We start from the raw sequence: 25,505 nt of genomic DNA, 5'->3' as shown, positions 1-25,505 counted from the left end.
CTAGAGAGTCTTTGCGAATCAGGCTATGTCCCCGAATGGCGAGATAACCCGGATCGTCATCGCCGATGACCATCCCGTCGTAATGCTGGGCATCCGTGCCTTGCTGAGAGGTCTCAGCAATCTGGATGTGGTGGCTGAGGCGAACAGTGGCGGCGAGCTGCTGAGCCTGCTTGCGAACGAGCCATGCGATCTGCTCATTACCGATTTCTCGATGCCCTTCGAGGATGGCACGGGCGACGGCTTGCCGCTGCTGCGCCGTTTGCGCCGCGACCATCCCAAGCTACCCATCATCGTGCTGACCATGATGCAGAACCCGGCACTGACGCGAGGCATGCTGGCGGCGGGCGTGACCGGCCTGGTCGGCAAGATGGCGATGACCAAGGAGCTGCTGCTGGCCATCGGCGCGGTCCTCAATGGGCGCACCTACATCTGTGAGGCGATGCGCGAGCACGTCAGCGACTGGACCATTCCCCACGCGGTGGAAGGCTCCGATCCGGCGGTGCTGTCTCAGCGTGAGGCCGAAGTGGTGCGCCTGTATGCACAGGGATTGACGGTGACGCAGATCGCCGAGCAATTGCACCGTAGCGTCAAGACCGTCAGCCAGCAGAAGAACGACGCCATGCGCAAGCTGGGCGTGACGTCCAATACGCAGTTGTTCGAGTACGCCCGGGCGTACGGCTTGCTCTAGGCGAGGCGACGGGTTCTTGCGCGTTCGCTAGAAGCTCGGGTTTGACGTACGCAATGCCCCACGATGCCCCCGGCCATGGAAGCTTTCCAGCAAGCTTAAAGCTTGCCATGCGTTGCACTTTAGGAATCCTCCGATACAGCCCGGCACGCCAGAAAAGCATCCTGCATACCCATAAGGCAACGCTTATGCGGATAGCGGCAACGCCCTTCGCGATATGCGTTCAAGCTTTCCCGCGCGTCTACGGAAAGATGCGTGTCAGCGAGCTTACGTTGGCGACAGGTATGCACTACCCCCTGTGAGTAATGCCTGTCGGGATTCATGTTGCGGTGACGGAAAGGGGGAAAGCGGGGCAGTGTCAGGATGTTGCATGTGACAACACAGGGATCGTAGCCGGACGAAGCCATGCCTTCGCATCGGATGTCGTAGCAAAGGAAGCCATGTCGCCTTGGCGCCCGGCCGGTACAGGTATCCCCTGTCAACCGGTCGAACCCCGCTCGAAGACAGGATCCAGGCATCGGTTGTACACGTGGACTATCTCCGCGCATGGCGTTCGTCGCAGGGCCAATGGCCCACGCCTCGATCATGCAGAAGGTCACCAGGCGGCCAGCCTTGTCACGGATCGTGGCGATTCGCGCGTCGAACCGCTGCCTGCTGGATTGAGCTAACCGCAGTGGCGACCCGTCGCAGAGGCAACGATCGGGCGCTTCAGCGAAGGCTTCGGTAATTCCGGTTGCCGGGCCCGTTCCGTGACGAGGTATCCGCGATGTTTCTGGACATGAATGGAGAAGCGCTCGACCGCCTGCATGCGGTGATTCACGAGCATCCGCAATGGCAGTGGGAGATCGACCGGCGCTACCGCTTTACCAAGGTTGCCGCTGGCGTGCTGTCGTTGCTGGGGCGTGATCACGACACCGTGGTCGGTCAGCAGATCTACGACTTCATGGCGCCGAAAGAAGCCGCCCGTGTCGCGCGCTTCTTCCGCAATCGCCCCGCCACGCCGTTCGCTTGCGTCATTTCGCATCATCTGCGTGCGGATGGCCGCACCGTCGCGATCGAATCTGACGCCGTTCCCTTGAAGGACGAATCCGGTGAACTGCGCGGCTATCGCGGTATTGCGCAAGGCGTCATGGATATCGACCTGACCCAGAGCGAAAGCGTGTATCGCATGATGGCCATCTACAACACGGCGCCAAGCGCGCTCTGCCTGATCGGCCGCGATGGACGTTATCTTGCCGCTAACGCTGCCTACGCCACCATTCATGCGCTGGAGCCGGACGAACTGGTAGGCCGCAAGGTGGACGAACTGCTGCCCGGCGAAGGCGAGCGTGTGCGCCAGAGCCTGAAGCTGCTCGACGCAGGCCAGGACGTGCCCGCGCACGAAATCGCCCATGGCGACAGGTTCTATCAGGTGCTGGCCAATCCAGTGCACAACTTGATGGGTCATGTTATCGGTATCACTACCGCATGGATGGATATCACCGATCGCAAACAGGCGGAACAGAAGCTTGAAGAAACCAATCGCAAGTTGGAGCAATATGCACGCCATGATCACCTGACCGGCCTGGCCAACCGGCGCCATATCGACGAAGTGCTGACCGAAGAAGTGCATCGCGCGATGCGCGCGGAACACGCGTTGTCAGTGCTGATGTTCGATGTGGATGTGTTCAAGAAGTACAACGATCACTACGGTCATCTGCGCGGTGACCAATGTCTGCGTGCGGTGGCGGTGGCGTTGCGAAAAGCGCTGCATCGCCATGGCGATCTGGTAGGCCGCTACGGTGGCGAAGAGTTTGTCGCGATCTTGCCGGGCACCGATGCGATCGGCGCGCTGAAGGTGGCGGGCGCCATCATCCACGCCATCAACGCGCTCAACATTCCACATGCAAAGAGCAAGTACGGCAGGATCACTCTGAGCATCGGTGCCTCGACCCTGGAGAATGTGCCACATATGCAAGGCGTGGAAGAGCATTGCGATGCCCTGCTGCAGGCTGCCGATCGTGCGCTCTACACGGCCAAATTGTCCGGTCGAAACGCGGTCTACGGTATGACCACCGGAGAGCTTGCCAATGCATGGCATGACGTGGTGGATTGAATACTTCGGTGCCCGCATGGTGTCCGCATGATGCAGCGCCAGGTCACACATGCCGCAGGATCGTTTGCCGCTTGCGCCACATGCAACAAAGAACCGCACCACTACACCGCACATGGCAGTACGCGCCATGAAGACCCGGTGTTCTCCGCCATGCGCGAACGGCATCAGTTGGAATGCGTCTGCGAACGGCGCACGGGCTGGTGCAGCACCCTGGCCGAGGCCGTGCGTCTGTGGGAGGAGCTTGGCGAAACCCTGCCGCCAGTCACATCCATAGAAACCGGCGGCAACGTGCATCCGATTCGCACGCACCGTACCGCCGATACCGTATCTCATACCCTGGAGCGTCGCCCCGACGAGGCACAGACCAGCCACGCCGAACATGGCGATGGTTATGGGGCCGATGTGATGCTCGACGGCTGATACACGCGCTCGGTGTGACCTGCCAGTTCATCAGGCCAGAAATACACCTCTCGCAGATTGCCGGTGGTATAGCGTTCGGCTTCATCGTTGAAGTGAGCTGAATCCGGATGGCCGCTTTCACCGCCGGCGGTGATGGCGCGTGCATGCACTTTGTCACCAAACTCGACCACCGCAACGAAACTGTTGCCGCTGGTGCCGTAGTAACGTTTGGTGCCAGGCCAGCGATGTGCACCGAAGGAAGCGAGCGAACCCCAGCGCGAGGAGGTAAACGGCACCGGTATGCTTGGCTTGGCATCGTTGAACGGTTGCACGATATCGCCGGTGAGGCGCTGGTAGCGATTCACTTCACCCCACGGAATGCCCCAGCTGCCAAAGTCGGCCTGCAATCGATCGCTTGCTTCCAGCAAGGCTTGCAGGCGCGCATTCGCGCCCCCGGTTTTCGCCATGCGATCGTAGACGGAAAGACCTTCGGCGTTATCGGCCTTGTCCATCTTGTCCCACAGGGTATCGCCCCAGAACACGGCCAACGTCGTAGGCATCGAGGTGATGCCCCAGCGATAGTTCCAACCGCGCAACAGCGCGATGGGTCCGGCTAGTTGGCGTTTGAGCGGATCGTTCGCGGGGAGCGCGTCGTAATCCTGGATCAAAATTGGGATCTGCCGTGCGAATTCCGGCAGATAGGAATCAAACGCGAGCGAGATGAGCGATGCCAGTGTCATGTTCTGCGCATTCGTCAGCAGCATCGTGGCGTGTACGCCGCGTGGATTCTCGCCGACGGTGTCCATGTAGCGCGGGTAATCCTCGCGTCTGGGGCTGTACGGACCGGCGGCGGAATACGGCCAATCGTTGGTGTTCATGATCCAGCCGTTAGTCGGATTCAACAGGTGCGGCAACTCGTTCAACGCGTGCAGACCTTGCCAATCCGTCGCCGGATCGCTCCCATCGACCGGCTTGGTGTAATCGAAGCGGTTGTCACGGCGGGGCATGAATTGCGGATGCAGATACGCGATCTCACCTTTGTCGTCGGCGAAGATCGTGTTGTTTGACGAGTTGGCTTTCAGCTCGGCCACTTTCATGTAGCTGGCGTAATCGCTGGCCTTGGTGCGCAGCCAGCTTTGCTCAAGCGCCAGCATCGGCTTGTTCATCAGCGCGATGGCGATCCATTTGCCATCCTCGGTGCGCACGATCGGGCCGTGATGCGTGGCGTAAACCGTGAATGTACGTGTTGCCATCGCGCCGTTGGGTTTGCGATAGGGCACGGTGATCTGACGTACGGAAACCGGGCGCAGCTGATTGCCGTAGCGGTAGAACAACTTGCCGTCCTGATGCACGATCGTTTCAGCAAACTCGTCCACGTTGTCCGCGGTGGTCGACGTGTGCATCCAGCCGATATGGCGATTGAAGCCCTGATAGATAAAGAACTGCCCCCAGGTCACCGCGCCATACGCATCGAGTCCCTCGTCGCTGCTCATTTGCAACTCGGAGCGGAAATAGAACGAGGTGTGCGGATTGATCAGCAACAGCGCATGGCCATCCACGGTGAGCTTCGGCGCGATCGCGATGCCATTGGAACCGCTCGGCTCCACCCAGCTTGAAGGCAGGTCCAGGCTTGCGACCGTCGGTTTGCCAGTGCCGTAAAACGCTTGCAACGGATCCAGCTTCACACGCTCGATATCGCCGCCGATGCTGCCCTCGCTGAAACTCAAGGCCATCCACGGTTCGAAATGCGTGATCACGCGCGGATGTACGTCCGGATGCGTGGCAAGGTAATCGTTGAGGCCATCGGCCCAGGCATTCATCAACGACTTCAGCCAGTCCGGGCTGCTGGCGTAGTCACGCTGCAAGTCATTGGGATCGATGAATAGCTTCATGCGCAGATCGCGCCAGATGGCCGATTCGCCTTCGGCTTCCGCCAGCCGACCCATGGCGTTGAGGTAGTTGGTTTCGACGCGATTGAAATCGTCTTCCGCTTGCGCATAGGCCATGCCGAACACGGCGTCAGCATCGGTCTTGCCATGCACGTGGGCGATGCCCCAGTCATCGCGGGTGATGGTGACGGCCTGCGACTCGCGGTGCCACCGCGCTTGTTCCGCGCTGTTTGCATGTGCTGTTGCGGCGAGGCTTATCGCAAGTAATGCGGTCAGTAGCAAACGCTCTCTGCGCTTTTGTGGTTGCCGCCGATCATCGTTGGTAAGACGTGAACCGAAAAAGGAAGAGAGCATCATCTCGTTACCTGGCCGATGGAGATCGGCGCATGGTAGCGAATGGATGCATCGGCTGTCCGCGCCAACGAACAGGCCCGGCAGATGCCGGGCCTGCTTACGTCGTGTCGTTGCTACGTTGAGCGTTACTGCGCCAAGTTCGAGATCAAGGCGGCCTGCGGGCTGCCCCAGCCCGTCACCAGGTCATAACCCTTCACGGCCGAATACTTCTCGTTCTTGCCACTGGTGATGTCGTGGAAGGTGCTCGAGTAGGTCGTGCCTTCAGGTGCGTTGTTGGCATAGATCGTCGGGTTCAAGAAGCCTACATACGCGGTACTTCCGTTGCTGGCGATCTGCTGGTTGGCCAGCGCGATAAAGCCCGCCCACATCGGCGCCGCAAAGCTGGTGCCGCCGTATTCATTGGCTTGGCAGCTACCCATGGCGCAGGTGTAGAAAGTGAAGTTCGCATTGGCCGAGACGTCCGGACCATTGCGATACGTCGTCGAGCCCTTATTGGTGGAGGTGATCACGCCGGAGATCTGTTGCCATGTGGGAATGGCGATGTCGTTCGGCGAGATGCCGCCCGACGAATCGCTCCACGCGGTTTCCGACTTCCACGCACCCGCGGCGCTGGCGGTCGTCAGGTCGGTGCCACCCACGCTGATGATATGCGCGTCATCAGCCGGCCACGACTCCGCATTGCCACTCTTGGTCCATTCGCCGGAGTCGCCGGATGCGACGAAGAAGCTCTGGCCCTGCGCGGCCATCTTTTCAAAATAGGGGTCGAGCGTCGTGGCGTCTTCCGGTGTCCAGCCCCACGAGCAGCCGATGGTCAGCGGCAGTACGCCGAACGAATCCGTCGTCGTCGTCATGGCACTGATGATGGCGGTGTCGGTGGCACCGACATACATCACCACGTGGGCCAGCCCTGGCGCCATGCCTTGGGCTTGCGTCACGTCCAGGGTTTGCTCGCCGTCGGAGGAGCAGCTTGAACCGCCACTGCAGGTAGTGGGGCTGCCGTCGGTGGAGACGACGGTGAGGTTATTCGGATTGGTTTCCTTGGCATTCGTGTAATACAACGAAATGTCGGAGGTGTTGATGCCCTCGTACTCGAACAGGCCCACGGTCTGGCCAGAACCCGTAAGCGAACCGCTGCCGTAATAGGCCGCGCGCATGTCGCTGCCCAGGAAGGACGCGGACGGACCCGAACCGGTGGTGGCATGCGAAACCACTGCGTCCGGTGAAATGCCATGGGCTGCGGCGTACTCACCCTTCTTCACGAATTGCGGGTGCGGAATGGAATAGTTATCCAATCCTGACACGTGCCACAACGGAATGGCCAGCGCGGTGGTCGGTTCGCGATCCGGGGCGTAGAACACGCGATTCTCGGTGGGATGCTGATACGTGTGCATCTTCACGTTGAACGCCGCTTCCACCGCGGAAACCGGGCCCACGGCTTGCACGTCCATGCCATCGCGGCTGCCACCGGAGATGGTGAATCCGTACTGCTTCAGATATTGCACGACCGTGTTGTAGTCATTCTGCGTCGGACCGAAGCGGGCAGTGAACTCTTGCGGCGTGACGTATTGGCGATACTGCAGGCTCATCGGATTGCTGACGTTCGCCACGAACTGATCGAGGCTCGCCTGGTCGCGTACAGGCAGTACGACATCGATGGCCATCAACTTGGTAGCAGGCAAGCTGCCTAGCTGTTGTGCGGTCGCCTCACTCACCGCATTACGTACGTGGTGCGTCATGAACTGCGCCGCATGAGCAGCGCCGGTCGCGCCGAAGGCCAGCGCGATGACAAATGAAAGCCCGCAGGTTTTGCGGGCCATATTGGTAATTCCCTTTGTTAGATGTTTTCCGTTCGAATCTGTTCTGTTCATCGGAAGCTCCCAAAAAGGTAGTCGAAAGTGAAAGAAGAGATTGCGAGGAAACTGACGAGTGCTCCCCTCCCCAGGGGTGCCGAGTGGCCGCGGGAGCGTAGGATGATGTTTGTGGTCGCCGAGTGAAAACCGCAGTCAAGAAACGGGGGGAAAAGGGGACAATGTTTCCTGTTCTTGATACCTGTCGCGAATCGGCGGCAAAGATGTTCGCGTTGATCGGATTTTCTTGCGTTATGCGATGACGGTTTTCCACATGGCACCTTTTTACCCGGGTGCGCTGCTTTCACACTTAAAAGCCCGGAGCTTCGCCCCGGGCTTTTAAGTAGTACACACGTCCGATCACTTAGATGCTTCGATAGTGCTTATTTACCGTATTGCGCAATGAAGCCCGATCCCAGCGGACTGCCCCAACCTGTCACCAGGTCATAGCCCTTTTCCGCGGAATAGCTGCCGGACTTGCCGCTAGTGATGTCGTGGAACGTATCGGCATAGATGGTGCTGTTGGTCGCGTTATTCGCGTAGATGGTTGGATCGAAGAATCCCATCGGCGAAGCGTCGTTGGACGCCAGCGATTGGTTGACCAACGCAATAAAGGCCGCCCACATCGGCGTAGCAAAGCTGGTGCCGCCGTATTCGTTGGCGGTGCAGCTTCCGTTGCCACACGCGTAGAACGAGAAGTTGGCATTCGCCGATACATCCGGTCCGTTGCGATACTTGTCCGAAGCACCGCTTCCGTTGTCGGACAACTCCTTGTAGTACTCCGACTGCCAGGTGGGAATGGCGATCTTGTCAGGCGAAATACCACCTCCGCTGTCTTCCCACGCGGTTTCCGACTTCCAGGGGCCCGCCGCGCTACTGGTCACCAGATCCGTTCCGCCGGTACTGATCACATAGGCAGCGTCAGCCGGCCATGCTTCGTTTCTTGACGACCAGGTCGAACTGTCGCCGGATGCAGCGAAGAAGCTCTGACCCTGCGCTGCCATCTTCTCCCAATACGGATTGAGCGTTGTCGGGTCAGCGGGCGTCCAGCCCCATGAGCAGCCGATCGTGATCGGCAGTGGGCTGTACGTGGTCATATCACTGATGATGGCGGTGTCGGTGGAACCGACAAACATCAATACATGGCTAAGGCCGGGCGCCATGCCTTGTGCCTGCGTTGTATCGATTGTCTGCTCGATGTCGGTACAGCTGCCCGAACAGTTGGTTGCCGTTCCGTCGGTGGAGATCACCGTGAGGTTATTCGGATTGGTCTGCTTAGCACCTGTGTAATACAGCTGCACGTCGGAGGTGTTGATGCCCTCATATTCGAACAGGCCCAGAGTTTGGCCGGAGCCCGTAAGCGTTGTGCCGTTAACATAGGCAGCGCGCATATCGCTACCGAGGAACGAGGCCGAGGGACCGGAACCTGTAGTGGCATGCGAGACGACCGCTTCCGGCGAAACACCATGCGCCGCTGCATAATCGCTCTTCTTCACGTACATCGGATGCGGAATGGAATAATTGTCCAGGCCCGATACGTGCCACAGCGAAATCGCCAGCGACGTGGTCGGTTCGCGATCTGGGCTGTAGAAGACGCGATTCTCGGTAGGATGCTGATACGTGTGCATCTTCACGTTGAACGCCGCTTCCACCGCAGAGACCGGGCCCACAGCCTGAACGTCCAGGCCATCGCGGCTGCCGCCGGTGATGGTGAAGCCGTACTTGGTCAGGTATTGCACGACGGTGTCGTAATCATTCTGCGTTGGACCGAAGCGAGCGGTGAACTCTTGCGGTGTGACGTATTGGCGATACTGCAGGCTGAGCGGATTGGTGACATTTGCTACGAACTGATCCAGACCAGCCTGGTCGCGTACTGGCAGTACGACATCGATAGCCATCAACTTGGTGGCGGGCAGGTTGCCCACTTGTTTTGCAGTCGCTTGACTCACCACATCCCTCACGTGGTGAGTGTCGAACTGGGCGGCGTGTGCGGCGCTGGTTGCGCCGATGGCCATGGCAAGGGCAAAAGAAAGGCCGCACGTTTTGCGGGCCATACCGGTAATTCCCTTTGTTAGATATTTTCCCGTCGAATCTGTTCTGTTCATCGGAAGCTCCCAAATAGGTAGTCGAATGTGAAAGAAGAGATTGCGAGGAAACTAACAAGTGCTCCCCTCCCCAGGGGTGCCGAGTGGCCGCGGGAGCGTAGGATGATGTTTGTGGTTTCCGAGTGAAAAACCGTGTCAAAAAGCGGGGGGCAAAGGGGACAATTTGCTTATTTTGATGGGCGTCGCTAAGCAACGCGAAGACATGCGTCGTGCACGAATTTTCTTGCGCAATGTGATGATGATTTTCACGTGGCGACGCGATGTTTCGAACGTATCGTCCTCGCCTCGCGGTCATTGCCGTGCAAGCGGTATGTTTGAAAAACGCTCTCCATCAATGATGGGTTCCGCGCGCTTTTTGCTCGTCATCCTAGCGAAAGCTGGGATCCAGTGCCTTCGATGTAGCAAAGACGATGGATCCCAACTTTCGCTGGGATGACCGCATTCACGCATGAACATGCATTACGTGTTACCAACCGCCTGCGCGATCAGCATCCCATTCAAACCAAGCACAGCTACCACCGCCATGATGGACAGCACGCGAATACCCACGCTACTGCGATAAGCGCCCATCAACTTTTCGTGGCCAGTAAGCCACACCAGCGCAATCATCGGAAACGGCAACGCGAAGCTCAGCACGATCTGACTATCCACCAGCGCCTTCGTCGCATTCACGCCCAGTGCAATCACCGCGAAGCTTGGAATCATCGTGATGGCGCGCCGTAGCCACAGCGGCAACTGCTTGCGAACAAATCCTTGCGTGATCATCTGGCCGGCCATGGTGCCGACCACCGAGCTGGAGAGGCCGGAAGCCATCAGCGATAACAAGAACAATCCGGCAGCTGCTCCGCCAAGCACTGGCAGCAGCGTGTCATAAGCTGTCTGAATTTCCGCGACATCCGAATGGCCGTGATGAAATGCGCCGGCCGCCATCACGATCATCGCCATATTGATGAGCCCAGCGATGCCAAGCGTGACGCCCACCTCCCGATTGGAAAACTTCAACAACTTCTTCCGTTCAATGTCGTTGCGCGCGGGCACGCGTGATTGCGTCAGGGCAGAATGGAGGAATAGCGTATGTGGCATCACCGTGGCGCCGATAATGCCGACCGCGAGATTCGCCGCCTGGGCGTCGGGAAGTTGATACACAAACAACCCTTCCATCACGCCAGACCATTGCACATGCGTGATCAACAATTCCGCGAGGTAACACAGCCCGATCACGCTGACCAAGGCGCCCACGACAATCTCCAGCGGACGAAAGCCGCGCTTTTCCAGCAACAGGACGGCATACGTGGCGATAGCCGTCACGGCCATGCTCGCCAGCAAGGGCAGATGAAACAGCAGCGAGAGTCCCAGTGCGCCGCCTAGAAACTCGGCAAGATCCGTGGCCATCGCCGCCACTTCGCTGACCACCCACATCGACAGCACGAGCGGCAAGGGAAAATGTTCTCGGCTGAGTTCGGCAAGATTGCGACCGGTCACGATGCCCAGTTTCGCCGATAACGCTTGAAACAGTATCGCCACCAGGCTCGCGACCAGCGTTACCCACAACAGGCTGTAACCGTAACGCGCGCCGGCCTGGATATTGGTCGCGAAATTGCCCGGATCAATATAAGCCACCGACACAACCACGGCGGGGCCGGCAAGCTTCAACAGCGTCGACCAACCGCGCCCGCGCTGCGCAAGCGCATCGCGCATGGAAGCGATCGCAATGTCGGTGACGGGCAAGCGTCCGTCCAAAACGCGGACATTCATGGCTGGACTCGGTGGATATACATAAAAACTGCGGCCAAATGGAGGCGGGGACTGGCTTGATATCGAATCTAGTCCTGCGCATGGGCTTTATGAATTTGATTGTTTTGATGCTGGCGATAGCCTGAGGCTATTCACATCCAGGATCGCGCTTCCTCACGCGCGAAGTAGGGGACTGGGGCCGCTAAGGCGCGATCCAGGCGTAAATGTTACGTCGAACGCTCCACATTCACCCGTGGGACATCCTCCCCCAACGAAACTAGGCGACCGCCACCCCTCGAGTGGTCCCGGGGCCAGGAGCCGCAGTGCTTTATCGTTACGCCGAGAACCGTTTTCCCCGCCGGCACGCACGGCTCCGCTACGCCTTGTATGGCGCCATGTCGCTGCTGGCCTGCCTTGGCCCCGTCAAGAGTGCTCATGCCGGCAGCGCCGCTTCTACGCATCGAAGCACGTCCCGCGATCAGAACCCCAACCAGCTCAGCATTCAGGTCAACAACGATCGCCTCACGCTGACCGTTGCCAAGGCACCGCAGATTTACCTCGCCGGCGTCATCGACGCCGATGCGCCGCAGCGTTTCGACGCTATGGTGAAATCAGGAAAGATCGTCTCCGGTTCGGACGTCTATTTGAATGCCACCGGTAACGATATCCATGCCGGTATCGCGCTAGGCAGATTGCTCCGCGAAAACGCGATGACGACGCACCTCGGTACGCAGCGGTTACCGCGGCAAAGCGGTTCCGTCGGCAAGCCTGCCTTGTGCACCGGCGCCTGCGCCTACGCCTACCTCGGCGGCTTGTACCGCTGGGCACCCACCGGTGCCGATCGCATCGGCTTCCCCGCGCATCCGGCCAACGACCCTGCGCCAACGAATAGCAGCACGGCGCAACAAAGTCCGGACGAATTAACTTCGTATCTGAAAGACATGGATATCGATCCCGCCGTGCTCGCGACGCTGCTCACTGCATCCAGCAGCGATACGGCATGGCTAACCGCGGACCAGATGATCTCCACACGCCTCGCCAATAACGGTCGCCTGCCTCTAATCGCCACCTATCAACTGCAGGATGGTGCGCCGTACCTGATGCTCAATGAAACGAAGCGCGGCGGCGAACATCGCATGACCGTGCAATGCAAGAAAGATGGCATCACGTTCACTGCCTACAACAGCGTCGGCGCGGATCACGCAAGGCAGATCGTCGCGCGCAGCAGTCGTGCTTTCGTCGAAATCAATCACATGGAAAGCGATTCGTCGCAGCAGGACAATGCCGTGGTGCAGGATCAGGCCGTTGTCATCATCCGCACCTACCCCGCATCACAACTGGGCAACCTGATCACCGCTCACACCCTCGGCGCCTGGGTGCGTGATCGAAGCAGCACCCTTCGTTATGGCTTCGAATTCGAGCTGGATGGATTGGATCGAATTCTCAAGCAGTACTACCAGAGCTGCTGGACATATGCGCCGTGGCAGGTGCAGGCGCCGCAGAAGGGATAAGGCATCGCGGAAACTTTTTTGCAGTTCCGACGCGCATGGAAGCTGCAGAGATAAAAGCATTTGTTCCCGTGCCGAACAACGCTTCGTCACAGCGGGTAGTTCGAGGAAACATTCATCCTCGGATCTCAGAAAGGCGACACCGACTACCTACGTGAAGTTGTCTTCACGTCGTCTTCACGCCTTGTTGATTTGAATCGAGAATGAACCTGCGCAACGCAGGATCAGGGACAAGGGGAAGATTCGATGTACAAGGAAGCCCAGGATTGGGGCAGGCTTGGTGTGCGCCTGTGGTTTGTCATGGCGATGACGTTTTCGGGGGCGGCAGTGTCGCAATCGACCGTCACGCCTGATCAGGAATACATCCAACTCATCAAGGTTAATCAGGATATTCAGCCATTGGGAGCCAATCCCTTCGGCGAGAATATCAGTCCGTACAACGGTGAGCTTTCCTTTGACGAGACGGACGTAAACCTTCCCGGCAATGGACCGGCGTTGGTGGTTGCGCGCTCCTTGTCCACGACCAGTGCCGCCAGCTACGCCTTGAATGCGGAGCGCCCCTTCGGTGACTGGGATCTCAACATCCCGCGTATCGAAACGGCAGTGGCTGCCATTACCGCGGGGGGCAACTACGGGTGGATCACCGGCGGCAAGACTAGCCGCTGTTCCACATTCACACCTCCGGCAACCCCTGCCGCACTGCAAGGTACCGATCCTTGGGGTTCGGACCAGTGGTGGTACGGGTACCACTTAATCGTGCCGGGTGTCGGTAGTCAGGATCTGATGACGCGCGCGCCCGCGAACACCTTGGCGCCGGCGGCGGGCGCATCGAACTACGTTGCGCTCACCAAGCAAAACTGGATGATCAGCTGCACGGCCTCCACAGCGGCGAGCGATGGTGGCCAGGGCTTTGTTGCGTTAGCGCCGGATGGCACGCAATACACCTTTAATCAACTGGTCTATCGTCCGATGACAGCCATCGGCAAGCCGCTTGGGACCGGACCGGAGGTGGCCAAGGCAGCGGCAACGGGTATACAGCCCATGGTTGCCCAAGGAGACATCCTTAGCCGCGACGATGCCTTTATGTACGTCACGCAAGTGGTCGACCGCTTCGGCAACTCCCTGACTTATACCTACAACAATGCCAACGGCAACCTTACCGGCATCACCGCAAGTGACGGGCGTTCGGTCACCATCAACTACGACTCCACCGGTTATCTCATCACGTCCGTCACCGCGAACGCGAGCAATGTGGCGTCGCGAACTTGGACTTACAACTACAACACCAGCACCCCGCTGCTCCCGACTCTCACGGGCGTGACGTTGCCCGACGGCAGTGCATGGTCCTACAACCTCGGGGTGTTTCAGACTGCCATCACGCAGACTCAGGGCGGCGACTGCTCGGGCAATCTGTTGCCCACTCTCACGCCCAATACCTGGACAGGTACGATCACCCATCCCTCGGGGTTGTCCGCCACCTTCACGCTCGCGCCGATGATGCATGGGCGTTCGTACGTGCAGAAGACTTGCTGGGGGCCGTCCAGTGGCGGCACCGATCTGCCTTATTACATCTATCCCGAGTATTACTTCCAGCCGACCATCACGAGCAAAACCTTCACCGGTGCTGGCATCCCCGCGGAAACCTGGAATTACAGCTACTCCTCGCCGAATCAAAGCTATAGCAATGATGCCTGTTATTCGGCCGGGACATGTCCTTCAACGGTGTATACCGACGTGGTAGACCCTAACGGCAACGACGTGCGTTACACCTATAGCAACCGCTTCGATGCCACCGAGGGTCAGCTGCTTAGCACTACGTACTATTCGGGTGCCGCTGGTGGCACCGTGCTGAGGACTCAGACGAACACTTACGCCAACCCCACCGGTGGCCCGTGGCCTTCGCAATACGGCTTCGATCTGCAAGGTCGCAACAATATCAAGCAGACGGAGGAATTGGCGCCTCTCCAGACGCGTCAAACCACGGAAGAGGGCGACACATATACGTGGCAAGCGATGGCCTATGACGGCTACGCCAATCCGACGGAAGTGGAGCGCAACAACTCGATCAGCGGCCAGCAAGCCATCGAGGAAACGACCACCTTCTTCAACGACCCCACGCTATGGGTGTTGGGTTTGACGCAGACCGTGGTGAACAACACCACCAACGAAACAGAGCTTTCCAATACCTACAACAGCAGTGATTTGCTGCAATCACGCTCTCGCTTCGGTGAGCTCATCATGAGCTACACCTACAACAGCGCGGGTCAGTTGGCGAGCTTTACCGACGGCGACTCCAACACCACCACGATAAGCAATTACTACCGCGGCATTCCCGAGCTGATCAACTATCCAGACGGTGGCGTGGAAACGCTGACAGTGGACGATCTGGGTCAGATCACCTCGATCACCGATCAGAACAATAACACCACGCAATACAGCTACGATCCGATCGGCCGCATCAGCCAGATCACCTACCCGACCAACGACACCGTGTCGTGGTATTCCAAGGTTTTCACTTATAGCTTCGTCAACAATGCTGAGCGCGGCATCGCAGCCGGCCATTGGGACCGCACCACTACGGTCGGCAACGCGGTCACCACCACGTACTTCGACACTGATTTGCGCCCCATACTCAGCGACACGTCCATCAGCGGAGCGGTCAATTCGGATATCACCACGGCGACAAGCTACGACTATACCGGCGCCACGACGTTCGCGTCGTATCCGGTCAGTGGTTTACCAGCGATCTCCTCGGTCATTACCGGCACGCATCACACCTACGACGCGCTGGAACGCTTGACCCAAACACTGGAAGACAGCGAGTTGGGTTCGCTGACTACCTCCACCGCGTACCTGGGCGGTGCCGGGCAACAGGTTACCGATCCCAAAGGCAATGTCACCACGACTTACTACCAGGTCTTCGACGAGCCCAGCTACAAGGATCCGCTCCAGGTCAACGCGCCCGCCGGCATCAGTCAGGCGATCGCGCGCGACATCTACGGCAACCCGACCTCGATCACCCAGTCGGGCGCTTACGGCACTGAGCAAGACAGCATCACCAAGACGCTGATGTACGACAGCTATCACCGCCTGTGCCGCACCACCGAACCAGAGAGTGGTAGCACGGTGATGGCCTATGACACGGCCAACAATTTGGCGTGGAGTGCCCAAGGCCAGACCATCACCGACGGCACCTGCGGCCAGAGCGATGTGGCCAGTACCGCGCAGACGGTACGCACCTATGACCCGATGAATCGGGTCTTGTCCATCACACCGCCGGCCGGCACGCAAACCACTAACTACACCTATGACGAAGTGGGCAACGTAACGACTGTTAACGCCAATGTGCCGACGCTCAGTTCCGGTGTCACACAGCAGTTCACCTACAACACGCGCAACTTGCTCACGACCCAGTCGTTGACAGTCCCTGGCTATACCTGGTCACTGGCCAATACGTACGATGGTTATGGCCATGTCAGTGCCATTGGCTATCCCTCGTATAGCGGATCAAGTGAGGGTGTGTCCTACAGCCCGGATGCTCTGGGCCGTGCCACGCAAGTAGGAAGCTATGCCAGCGGCATCACCTACTTTCCGAACAACCAGGTGGCGGGCTTCAACTTCGGTAATGGCGCTAGCTACGTGGCGGCGCAGAATACCCGTCAGCTACTTAGCAACTTCAGCTACGGTACCGGCAGCGCGCTGAACATCAGCGAAGACGTCACCTACGACAACAACGGTAACATCACCAACGTCAACGATCTGGTGAATGGTCAGCGCACCAAGTCATTCGCCTATGACGCACTCAATCGCCTCACCGGCGCTACCGCCAGTGGCTTGTACGGCACAGAAAGCTACACCTACGACGCGCTGAATAACCTGCGCACACGCCTGACCGGCGGCAACACACTCACGCTGAGCTACAACGCGAACAACCAACTGGCCAGCGTATTGCAGAACGGCACGCTTACCGCCAGTTACGGCTACGACAACCAGGGCAATCGCAATAGTCTGGCCAGTGGCGGAGCGACCACCAGCTATAGCTTCGACGCGGAGAACCAACTACTGCAGGTGTCGGGCGTGGAGAACTACTCCTACGATGCCGCTGGGCGCCGCATCGTCAAAACGAACACCAATGGTGGGGTGACCGCGTACTACTTTTATGACCAGGCCGGTCAGCTGATGTACGAGTTCGACCCAGGCAGCGCAACAGCGACCAATTACGTGTACCTGGGTACCAAGCTCATCGCCAAGCACGTGAATCAGCAAGTGGCCGTGCCAATTGGGGTCACAGTCAGTAGTAACCCCAACAACGGTAACTTCACGCTGAACTGGAATGCCGTACCGGATGCCACCAGCTACACGCTGGAAACGATCAATGGCCTGGGCGGCAACAACGTGGTGTATAGCGGCAGCAGTACATCGGTTGCGCTGAGTGTAACCACCGGTGGCAATCAGGGCTACCAGTTGCAAGCGTGCGATAGCAATAACAACACCTGCAGCGGCTGGAAGGCGTTTTCGGTTGGGGTATGGCCAGCCATCCCAACCATTAGCGTGCCCAACGTAACTGTCAACGGCGGTTACACCGTCAGCTGGAATGCTCCGGCGGGTGCCAATACGTATGACGTACAGGAATCCGTCAACGGGGGGGCATGGACGGCCATTGCAACCGGAACAACCCTCACTTCGATTCCGCAGCCAGGCAATGTATCCGGCACCTACACCTATCAGGTGTCCGCTTATAACCGGACGGTACCCGGCACTGCGGGCTGGGCAACATCATCGGCCGTTACCGTAAATACCAACTACGGTGTGGTGCCCACCCCAACGCCGACGCTTACCGTTCCTGCAACCAGTTACAACGGCAACGCAACCATCAGCTGGACGGCCGCGACACCCGTTACCAGCTACACACTGCAGCAAAGTACCAATGGTGGTAGCACTTGGACCACGGCATACAGCGGTACGGGCACCAGCGTCGCTCTGACGGGACTGACGAACGGCAGCTACCTCTACGAGTTGGAGGCCTGTAACACAGCGGGTGGCGGCTCAGCATGCACCAACTATGTTACGTCGGCCGCCATGGTGGTAACGCTTCCGCCATCGCCCGCGCCCACTGCGTGCATAACGATCCAGTGCTTGTCGACCTACAACAGCACTAACGGGGCGTACACCGTCGATTGGTCGGGTAACAATGAAGCGACCTATTACAAGGTACAAATGCAGGTTAATGGCAGTACCTGGTCCCCGGTGCAGTCCGGTACAGGCACGGCGTATGACGCCACCGGACAGGCGGACGGCACGTATAGCTACCAAGTGGCTGGATGCAACGCAGCGGGGTGCAGTGTGTGGAGCAACACCACCACCGCGACCGTATTGTTGCCTCCTGCTTCATGGCCAACGCTAAGTGGCGGTGGGACCAGCAATAGCGGCAGCTATAGCTTGAGCTGGAGTGGCATCGCAACGTCGACTTATTACACCCTGCAGGAAAACGTCAACGGCGGAGGCTGGTCGACGGTGCAGTCGAGTAGCGCAATGAGTTGGAGCACCAGCGGTCGCGGCAATGGGACGTATCAGTACCGGGTGAACGCGTGCAATGCGAGTGGATGCGATACTGCATGGAGCAACGTCGTCACCGAGACGGTGTCGCTGATTCCGGCAACACCCGGGTTCACCATGTCGCCCAGTGGCGGAGGCAAAATCATCACTGTGAAAGTGGCGTGGGCAGCGGAAGCTGACGCGACCACCTATACCTTGCAAGAACTGAGCGGCGGCAACATCAGCACCCTGTATTCCGGGCCCAATACGTCTGCGAACGCGGGTGCTGCCGTCGGGAGCCCACCCCCTTCGGTCCGCTTGCAGGCATGCAACAGCGTGGGGTGCTCGCCTTGGAGCGGTTGGAGCACGCTCCCATGACACGACGACACAACGTAACAATGGCGGGCATCTCAGCTGGTTACACATGCGATCGGCGTTACCGATGCAATGACTATTCGTCACTTTGCGGGGGAATTATGCGTATCGATCGTTGGTTGGAGATCGCGTGCGTCTTTGCACTCATGCTTGTCACAGCACGCGTGAATGCACAGAACGTAAGCTTCGATACACTGCCCGCGCTACGGGTAACAACACCGGTTCCATCGGGTTCGCACGTGCCTGGCGACGTCGATGGCAATGGTGTATCCGACATCTTCCTGTTCAACACAACCACGAGCCAAGTGGCCTATTGGCTGATGAACACCAACGATGCAACCGGTGCTGTCACCAAGCTTAGTTCCGAGACAATCAATGTTCCTCTGGGGTACTTCGTCGGCGCCATCGGCGATTTCAATGGCGATGGTCTCGCCGATCTTGTATTGACCAGCAACAACGATGACCTCTTGTTGTGGACCAACAACGGCAGCGGGGGCTTCACGACCTCTTCGCTGGGCACGTATACCGCAGGCTGGGTGTTGATTGGCGCCGGCGACGTGGACGGCGATGGCCAGGACGATTTGCTCTGGCTCAACCCCACCACCTGCCAATTCAGCTACTGGCTGATCAAGAGCGGAGTGCATGTGGGAACTGACACCACCAGCTCGCCATGTGGCTACTACCCGATCTCGATCGGCTACTACACCCCATCGAACCGCATCTCCATCATCTGGACCAACGCCGCGCACGATCTGCAAATCTGGGACAGCGCGGGCAATCAATTCACCCCCTACCTGTTCGGCTCCTACGGGCCGGATAGCACCATGGTCGCCATGGGTGGAGGCTATGAAGGCACGTTGATGAGCCTGATCTACATCGGCGCCAACGCTACCGCCTACGGCTACGAGCTGGACCGCAGCTTCAACGAGATTGGTCAGCAGACGCTGTGGCAAACCACCGAATGGTGGCTCGACAGCGACTACCAGCTGCCATGGAGTTCCGCGGGCTTCCTCATCGAAGGTCGCAGCACCAACATGACCGGCGTGATCTACCAGCACGGCGCCGCGCAAATCGAAGCCTGTCCGCCGATGGGCGGCGCTGGCTATGAAAGCACCCCGGCCCCCATGCCCCATACCTGCCCAAGCTTCACCATTCCGTCGGGCTGGAAAGTAATCGGGGCAATGGCCAACGGCATTGTTCCGGGTGGCTGAGGCTCATGCGGATATCAAGCGCTAACAGCAAAGGACAGGACGCCATGATTGCCAAAGCGAACAGGCAGCGTGTGAAAGGATGGAAGGCCGTGCTGAAGTGGATGGCATCGCTGATGCTGTTCGCAAGCCTTCACGTGTTTGCCCAGAGCAGCGGCACGGTGACCTATGTGTACACCGATCCCCAGGGCACGCCGCTGGCGGAAGCCGATGCCAGCGGCAACATCACGGCGACGTTTGAGTACACGCCGTATGGTACGTTCGCGCCGACTGGGACGAGCAACCCGGGGCCGGATCCTAGTGGGCCTGGGTATACGGGGCATGTGAACGATCCGGAGACAAATCTTGTCTATATGCAGGCGCGCTATTACGACCCGGCTACCGGTCAATTTATAAGTATAGACTCAGTCAGTCCTGCTGCAGCTAATACATTCAACTTCGGCCGTTATAACTATGGGAACAACAACCCGATATTGAATATCGATCCTGACGGTAGGGCGGGGAAAATAGCTTATTTAGTTGAACTAACGGCTACTGGTATTAGACGTCTGGCGACAATAACCAAAGAACAGGCAGTAATTGCGCGAAGAGCTGGCCAGAATGTACTAACGGAACGGCGTCAACTTTCTCATGAAATAGAGGTTGCGGCGAATGGCCGTGATGGGCTATTAAAACACTCTGGCCATGAGTTGGATGATGGCTCAACAGGACTTCCTCACTATCAGTCGGAAGGAGTTTCTGGCCATACGTTTTGGGGTGAGCTCTCAGTAATCTTCGCGGCGACTTCTGATGACCTTGATTCGGTGAAAGACTATTTAGACTGGATACCTGATCCGACTCCGAGGCCCGCAACGTCCGATGACATGGCTCATTGGGAAAAAATAAAGTCGACCGCTGCCGCGGGATACAACTATGCATATGATATGTTCAAGGCTATGGAGCCTCCTCGGCCTGAAAGGAAGCAGCAGCTATCGCAGCCCGCGCCAAACTCGACGGCACCGCCTAAGCAGACAGCAGGCAACTGAATTGAGGTTGGTTGGGATTATACATAAGTATTATGGGAGCAATTAGTTGCCATTTTATAATGTGATTGTCTCCGGAGATGATGTTATTGTTCGTATGGAAAATGGTGTTTGCGCGATAGGATTCTTTACTACGAGATGCGTTTTTGCGAGAAATGAGTCATTAGCCAGCGAGAAAGCAAGGGCAGCAGTGCGGACTAAATGGATCAGCGATGGTTGGAGCTCTCGAAGTACAGGTGTGGGACCAATCTTGAGTGTGGAAAAATGCTACAGGGTGACTATATTTGAGGCTCTTTTGAAGATGCGCTCTGGTTATGCATTTTATAAATCATGAGGCAATCTTCTTTATCTGGATTAAGAAGAAAATCCATCAAGTCACTTTGATGGTTCGCATTTTAAGCTAAACACGCATTCGTAATCACGGCAGCTTATAGCGCATGCACAAGTTCACGGTATCACTCGATGCATGGCTCGGTCCGTCTGTAGATTTGTCACTGTGCCGCGATAATTGTGTTATGTCTGTTGGCGGAATCCAAAACCTTAGCAAGCGCTTCAAATATAGGTGGGTGTACTTGGATGAGTGACGAGTTGTCCGGATGGCAGCTACAAGGACGCGTGTCGCTATGGCGATATGTGAATCCGAGTCGTTCATTTTGTGGCTGGCATTTGAGCGCAGATGATGCAGCTTGTAAGGCGCTTATGCAGCTTATTTCTTATCTATCTGAGTCTTCAGCCGACGCCTATCGAACAATTATCATCACACCACCTACAGAGCGTGTGCTTGGTGTTGTAAACGCCAGATCAGCTGCTGTTCAGTCGATATCAAAGTTGCGTCTCAGTTATTCCTCGACACCTGATAGCTGGAGTTTTGTGACAGATCAGCAGATTTGCACGCTGATAATTGGCGAAATGTGGTGGACGAAGCTGGCTGATGCCATTGAATTAATGTCGCGCGGGACCGGCGATTTCTGTATAGGCCCCAAGAGGTCCGAAGATCAGTTGTGGTTTTGGTGGTGGCCAAAGTAACTGGTAGGATTAAAAAAGAAAAAGGGTCACCAATTCGCTGCTACAACAAGATTCATCTCTTATACGTCTAATAGATGTGAGTCTGACCTAACCTGTTCTGTCGACAACTCAATCTGCTCACGCACATACCGTGTCGGCGGCACGCCGACGTGGCGGGTGAATGCAACGCTGAAGGTGCTTGCGGAGCTGTAGCCGACGCGTTCGGCGACTTCGGCAATGCCACCTTCTTTTTGCCTCAGCATGTTTTTCGCCAGAGCCATGCGCCAGGCGAGCAGGTATTCCATGGGGGCAACGCCCACGGCTCGGTTGAATCGCTCGAAGAACGCTGAGCGGGAGAGGGCAGCTTCTTTCGCTAGTTGCGCGACCGTCCATGGCTGGGTCGGGCTTTCGTGCATGAGCCGTATGGCGATCGCGAGGCGCGAGTCGGCAAGTCCGCGCGCAAGGCCAGGTGATGCTGCAGTGCCTGCTGTGGATCGAAGCGCTTCGATGAGAAGCACCTCCAATAGGCGCGCCAAGACGACACCCCGCGCGGGTCGTTGCTCACGTGATTCTTCTCCGACAAGTTGCACGAGGGTGGCGAGTCTCGGTTCGCCACGAACATGCACGAGTTCCGGGAGGAGTGACACCAGCAAGGCTGCGTCTGGCGAATCGAAGACACAGTGGCCCACCAAAAATCGGACATCAGGCGGCACGTTTTGGACGCCCAGCCTGAATTCGCCATTCGGTAGTGTGATGGGCGGTGTGATGGTCTCTTCCGATGTCGGCGGTTCGAGGCTTGTCGTCGCGAAACCGTAGGCTGACGGGATCAGCACGAAGTCGCTCGCATGGAGTGTGATCGGTGCGTGCCCGTCGATGGCAAGGCAGCAGGAGCCTTCGAGGATGACGCAGTAGAAGGGTTGCCCTGACTCCGAGCGGCGAACGCGCCATCGGCCGGCCCCGCTGACGACTTTGGAAAACCGGGCGCCCGGTTGGAGCAGCGTGACAACCTCCGCAAGCGGATCAATCATGACTGGACTCCTGCAAATGAAACTTGGACTCCTGATTGTAGCTAGTCCGGATGCGGCGGCCTATCGTCTTCGCATGGCAAATCAACTCCAGGAGTCCTCATGAAAACGGTCCTGATCACCGGATGCTCGTCCGGCTTCGGCCTTGAAATCGCCCGGTACTTCCTCGATCGCGATTGGAAAGTCATCGCGACGATGCGCACGCCGCGCGAAGACGTGCTGCCCCGTTCCGAGCGTTTGCGCGTAGTTGCCCTTGATATCACCGATCCGCAAAGCATTCGTGAGGCCGTCGATGCGGCAGGACCGATCGATGTGCTGGTCAACAACGCGGGGATTGGCGTGTTGAACGCGCTTGAAGGCATCTCGATGGAAACGGTGCGCGAGGTTTTTGAGACAAACGCCATCGGGACGATAGCGATGACACAGGCGGTGTTGCCTCAATTCCGTCAACGGAAAGCCGGTGTCATCGTAAACGTCACGTCGACGGTGACCTTGAGATCGCTCCCGCTGCTTTCCGTGTACACCGCGAGCAAGGCAGCGGTGAATGCATTCACCGAATCGCTTGCACTGGAACTCCAGCCATTCAACGTGCGAGTGAGCCTGGTGCTACCGGGACGTGCGCCGGAGACCCGCTTCGGCGAAAACGCACGATCCCGCATGCAGGCTGGCTTTCCTGAGGCGTACACCGATTTGGCGCAAAGTATCTTCGCAAGATGGGAGCAATCGTCGGTGGTCACTCGATCACTGGATGTGGCAGAAGCGGTCTGGCGCGCAGCGAACGATCCGTCGAGCCCGATCCGCATCGCCGCCGGCGCAGATGCTGTCGCGTTGGCTGAGTCAGGCGCGGACATGACGGCATAGTCTTTGCCGCTTGGCATGCATACGTTTGTACAGGGATGGAACTTGGTAATTACCGAGGCAACATGACGCAATGATTCGCCAGATTTTTCGAGATCAGTTAGATGGAGCTATCTCCAACGATGATTCGTCCTGCGCAAACTTTGGAGTTCTGTCCAAGGAGGGACAGGGCTCCATGGCCCATGGCTTCTGCAGCGCCATGATTTGCGCATGCAGTAAAGCCTAGCTACCCCGCCTTATACAGACGCTGCATCAACCAAAGGCAGACCAAGCGCCTGCCGCAACGGGTTCAGCAAGTCACCGTAGCGTGGCGCACGCGCTGTGTCGGCACGCAGTGGTTCCCGCACTTGCATGGCGCTTGGTGTACCGACAGCGCGTTGCGTTTCGTGAAAACGCAGGCACGCTTCCTCGAATGGCAAGTTGCAGAATGTGAGCAATTGGCGAATATGGGTTTCGGGATCTTTGAGCAAATCTTCATACACGTGTGGGTGAACGTGTGTCGGTTCTTTCTGCGCCCAATACGTCGCGGCGGTATCGAAGCTCCGCCAGTATGAGGCCAGGTCAGGAAAGCTGCGCGTGTAGTCGTTGCCGGGAAAGTACTGTCGGTAGCATGAGAAACAGGTTTCGATTGCATCGCGTCGACTGATGACGATGTGAGCACCCGGCAGCATCGCGCGGATCATACCGATGTGCATCCAGTTATTAGGTAGCTTGTCGGTAAATATCGGACGGCTCTTGCGCCAGCGCGCGGTTCGTTCCAGATAACGCTGTCCCAGTTGGCGCCAATCATCCGTTCCCATTTCCGCAAGCCATCCGGGATACGACTTTTGGCGCTGCTTCGACTGTTCGGCGATAAGCAGCGGAAGGTCGGTCAATTCCGCAGCACCCTCAACCTGGGAATGCGAGGCGAGAATTTGTTCAATCAGGGTGGAGCCCGAACGCGGCATGCCTACGATGAAGATGACTTCCGAGCCGAGGTCTTGCCCGGCGTCAGTCGTGCAAGTTGCGGCCCGGATGGATTCGATCGTCGTGGCAAATCCCGGCGCGTTCCAGGTCCGATGCCTTCGGGCGATCTCATTGGCCGTGGCCAACGCCTGCATGGACTCGGCGTAACGACTTTGATCGTCGAATGCCTTGGCCAAGGCGAAGCCCATGGCAACGCGGTCGCCATCGCTGGCGCGTGGGTGCGCGAGTGCACGCCGGATGGCGTCGCTTTCGTCTGTGCCCAGACGCAGCGTCTTTATCTCTGCAAGACCCCACCAAGCCATGCCGGCCCATGGCTGCGCGGCGAGCAGCTTCCGATACTCGGCGATGGCTTCGTCGCGGAAATTGTCCATGCGCAGCAAATCGGCGAGTTGCGCTCGCGCCGCGGCATAGTCGGGTGCCAATGTCACGGCACGCCTCAGCGCTTGCCGCGCGTCGTCAAAGCGTGCACTGCGTGTCAAAAACAGGCCGAGGTTGTACCAGGCCATGACAAAGCCCGGCTGAAGTTCGCAGGCATGGCGCAAGTGATCAATCGCCTGATCGAGTTCGCCTGCCTCCGCAAGGAATAGGGCGTAGGCGTTGTGGTACAGCGCCTCCTGCGGGCGTTGCTCCAGTGCGCGATGCATGTGGCGCAATGCGGAGTGGTGTTCGCCACGCAGGCTCAACAGGCTGGCATGCAGACGCAAGACTTCGGGATGATCCGGATGCGTGGCTAGAACCGGAGTTAGCTGGAAGGCAGCCTGGTCGGGGCGATTCATCTCCAGAGCCTGCGCTGCAGCGATCACGCGATTAGCGGTAACCGGATCCAGGCCTTGCAATAGCGGATTCACATTCATCTCCGAAAACTCTGCACTCGCTGGCATGCAAGCGGCCAAGT

Annotated in this window: 15 protein-coding genes; 9 read left to right on the top strand and 6 right to left on the bottom strand. The window is 58.1% G+C overall.

Going from position 1 to position 25,505, the window contains the following annotated elements:
• Positions 1-25: 25 nt before the first annotated feature.
• The 3 genes from ISN74_RS19810 to ISN74_RS19800 all read left to right on the top strand — a co-directional run bounded on the left by ISN74_RS19810 (position 26) and on the right by ISN74_RS19800 (position 3,200).
• Positions 26-688, top strand: a complete 663-nt coding sequence (locus tag ISN74_RS19810; protein ID WP_188795679.1) for a response regulator — start codon at positions 26-28, stop codon at positions 686-688.
• 763 nt (positions 689-1,451) lie between these two features.
• The gene (locus ISN74_RS19805; protein WP_188795677.1) at positions 1,452-2,780 is read left to right on the top strand and encodes a sensor domain-containing diguanylate cyclase; all 1,329 of its coding nucleotides are present in this window, start codon (positions 1,452-1,454) and stop codon (positions 2,778-2,780) included.
• Positions 2,781-2,807: 27 nt separating this feature from the next.
• Complete coding sequence (locus ISN74_RS19800; protein ID WP_188795674.1) at positions 2,808-3,200, top strand: hypothetical protein; 393 nt, start codon at positions 2,808-2,810, stop codon at positions 3,198-3,200.
• Here ISN74_RS19800 and ISN74_RS19795 read toward each other — a convergent pair.
• From ISN74_RS19795 to ISN74_RS19780, 4 genes are all read right to left on the bottom strand, one after another.
• The gene (locus ISN74_RS19795; RefSeq protein ID WP_229678878.1) at positions 3,170-5,425 is read right to left on the bottom strand and encodes a penicillin acylase family protein; all 2,256 of its coding nucleotides are present in this window, start codon (positions 5,423-5,425) and stop codon (positions 3,170-3,172) included. The two genes, ISN74_RS19800 and ISN74_RS19795, sit on opposite strands and share 31 nt — an antisense overlap.
• A 122-nt stretch (positions 5,426-5,547) precedes the next feature.
• Positions 5,548-7,239: a S53 family peptidase gene (locus tag ISN74_RS19790; RefSeq protein ID WP_188795672.1), complete on the bottom strand. Its 1,692-nt coding sequence runs from the start codon at positions 7,237-7,239 to the stop codon at positions 5,548-5,550.
• A 413-nt stretch (positions 7,240-7,652) separates the two neighbouring features.
• Positions 7,653-9,323 (bottom strand): S53 family peptidase, encoded by a 1,671-nt coding sequence (locus ISN74_RS19785; protein WP_188795670.1) that lies wholly within the window; start codon positions 9,321-9,323, stop codon positions 7,653-7,655.
• 510 nt (positions 9,324-9,833) lie between these two features.
• The gene (locus ISN74_RS19780; protein ID WP_188795668.1) at positions 9,834-11,129 is read right to left on the bottom strand and encodes an Nramp family divalent metal transporter; all 1,296 of its coding nucleotides are present in this window, start codon (positions 11,127-11,129) and stop codon (positions 9,834-9,836) included.
• 302 nt (positions 11,130-11,431) lie between these two features.
• Here ISN74_RS19780 and ISN74_RS19775 point away from each other — a divergent pair, with 302 nt between their 5' ends.
• The 5 genes from ISN74_RS19775 (at position 11,432) to ISN74_RS19755 (ending at position 21,782) form a co-directional block, all read left to right on the top strand.
• On the top strand, positions 11,432-12,619 hold the full coding sequence (locus ISN74_RS19775) for a hypothetical protein (RefSeq protein ID WP_229678877.1): 1,188 nt from the start codon (positions 11,432-11,434) through the stop codon (positions 12,617-12,619).
• Positions 12,620-12,862: 243 nt separating this feature from the next.
• Positions 12,863-18,529: an RHS repeat protein gene (locus ISN74_RS19770; protein ID WP_188795666.1), complete on the top strand. Its 5,667-nt coding sequence runs from the start codon at positions 12,863-12,865 to the stop codon at positions 18,527-18,529.
• Positions 18,530-18,627: 98 nt separating this feature from the next.
• Entirely contained in the window at positions 18,628-19,737 is a 1,110-nt protein-coding gene (locus ISN74_RS19765; protein WP_188795664.1) for an FG-GAP repeat domain-containing protein, read from the top strand.
• A gap of 44 nt (positions 19,738-19,781) precedes the next feature.
• A complete protein-coding gene (locus ISN74_RS19760; RefSeq protein WP_188795662.1) occupies positions 19,782-20,759 on the top strand; it encodes an RHS repeat-associated core domain-containing protein in 978 nt (325 codons plus the stop codon).
• A gap of 573 nt (positions 20,760-21,332) precedes the next feature.
• Positions 21,333-21,782 (top strand): hypothetical protein, encoded by a 450-nt coding sequence (locus ISN74_RS19755; protein ID WP_188795660.1) that lies wholly within the window; start codon positions 21,333-21,335, stop codon positions 21,780-21,782.
• Positions 21,783-21,841: 59 nt separating this feature from the next.
• Here ISN74_RS19755 and ISN74_RS19750 read toward each other — a convergent pair whose 3' ends face one another.
• Positions 21,842-22,789, bottom strand: coding sequence for an AraC family transcriptional regulator (locus ISN74_RS19750; RefSeq protein ID WP_188795658.1), 948 nt, complete (start codon positions 22,787-22,789; stop codon positions 21,842-21,844).
• Positions 22,790-22,888: 99 nt separating this feature from the next.
• Here ISN74_RS19750 and ISN74_RS19745 point away from each other — a divergent pair, with 99 nt between their 5' ends.
• On the top strand, positions 22,889-23,647 hold the full coding sequence (locus ISN74_RS19745) for an SDR family oxidoreductase (RefSeq protein ID WP_188795656.1): 759 nt from the start codon (positions 22,889-22,891) through the stop codon (positions 23,645-23,647).
• Between the two features lie 233 nt (positions 23,648-23,880).
• On the opposite strand, the gene ISN74_RS19740 is transcribed toward ISN74_RS19745, so the two are convergent.
• Positions 23,881-25,458, bottom strand: coding sequence for a tetratricopeptide repeat-containing sulfotransferase family protein (locus ISN74_RS19740; RefSeq protein WP_308420732.1), 1,578 nt, complete (start codon positions 25,456-25,458; stop codon positions 23,881-23,883).
• Between the last annotated feature and the right edge of the window lie 47 nt (positions 25,459-25,505).

It is taken from the genome of Dyella caseinilytica (assembly GCF_016865235.1).
Classification (GTDB): Bacteria; Pseudomonadota; Gammaproteobacteria; order Xanthomonadales; family Rhodanobacteraceae; genus Dyella_B; species Dyella_B caseinilytica.
Note: the sequence above shows the minus strand (reverse complement) of the source record. Positions and strands in the feature narration are given on the sequence as shown.

Excerpts from the sequence above, each read along its gene's own strand:
- ISN74_RS19810 (WP_188795679.1), top strand. The coding sequence starts at position 26 with ATGTCCCCGAATGGCGAGATAACCCGGATCGTCATCGCCGATGACCAT.
- ISN74_RS19805 (WP_188795677.1), top strand. The coding sequence starts at position 1,452 with ATGTTTCTGGACATGAATGGAGAAGCGCTCGACCGCCTGCATGCGGTG.
- ISN74_RS19800 (WP_188795674.1), top strand. The coding sequence starts at position 2,808 with ATGATGCAGCGCCAGGTCACACATGCCGCAGGATCGTTTGCCGCTTGC.
- ISN74_RS19795 (WP_229678878.1), bottom strand. The coding sequence starts at position 5,425 with ATGATGCTCTCTTCCTTTTTCGGTTCACGTCTTACCAACGATGATCGG.
- ISN74_RS19790 (WP_188795672.1), bottom strand. The coding sequence starts at position 7,239 with ATGGCCCGCAAAACCTGCGGGCTTTCATTTGTCATCGCGCTGGCCTTC.
- ISN74_RS19785 (WP_188795670.1), bottom strand. The coding sequence starts at position 9,323 with ATGGCCCGCAAAACGTGCGGCCTTTCTTTTGCCCTTGCCATGGCCATC.
- ISN74_RS19780 (WP_188795668.1), bottom strand. The coding sequence starts at position 11,129 with ATGAATGTCCGCGTTTTGGACGGACGCTTGCCCGTCACCGACATTGCG.
- ISN74_RS19770 (WP_188795666.1), top strand. The coding sequence starts at position 12,863 with ATGTACAAGGAAGCCCAGGATTGGGGCAGGCTTGGTGTGCGCCTGTGG.
- ISN74_RS19765 (WP_188795664.1), top strand. The coding sequence starts at position 18,628 with ATGCGTATCGATCGTTGGTTGGAGATCGCGTGCGTCTTTGCACTCATG.
- ISN74_RS19760 (WP_188795662.1), top strand. The coding sequence starts at position 19,782 with ATGATTGCCAAAGCGAACAGGCAGCGTGTGAAAGGATGGAAGGCCGTG.
- ISN74_RS19755 (WP_188795660.1), top strand. The coding sequence starts at position 21,333 with ATGAGTGACGAGTTGTCCGGATGGCAGCTACAAGGACGCGTGTCGCTA.
- ISN74_RS19750 (WP_188795658.1), bottom strand. The coding sequence starts at position 22,789 with ATGATTGATCCGCTTGCGGAGGTTGTCACGCTGCTCCAACCGGGCGCC.
- ISN74_RS19745 (WP_188795656.1), top strand. The coding sequence starts at position 22,889 with ATGAAAACGGTCCTGATCACCGGATGCTCGTCCGGCTTCGGCCTTGAA.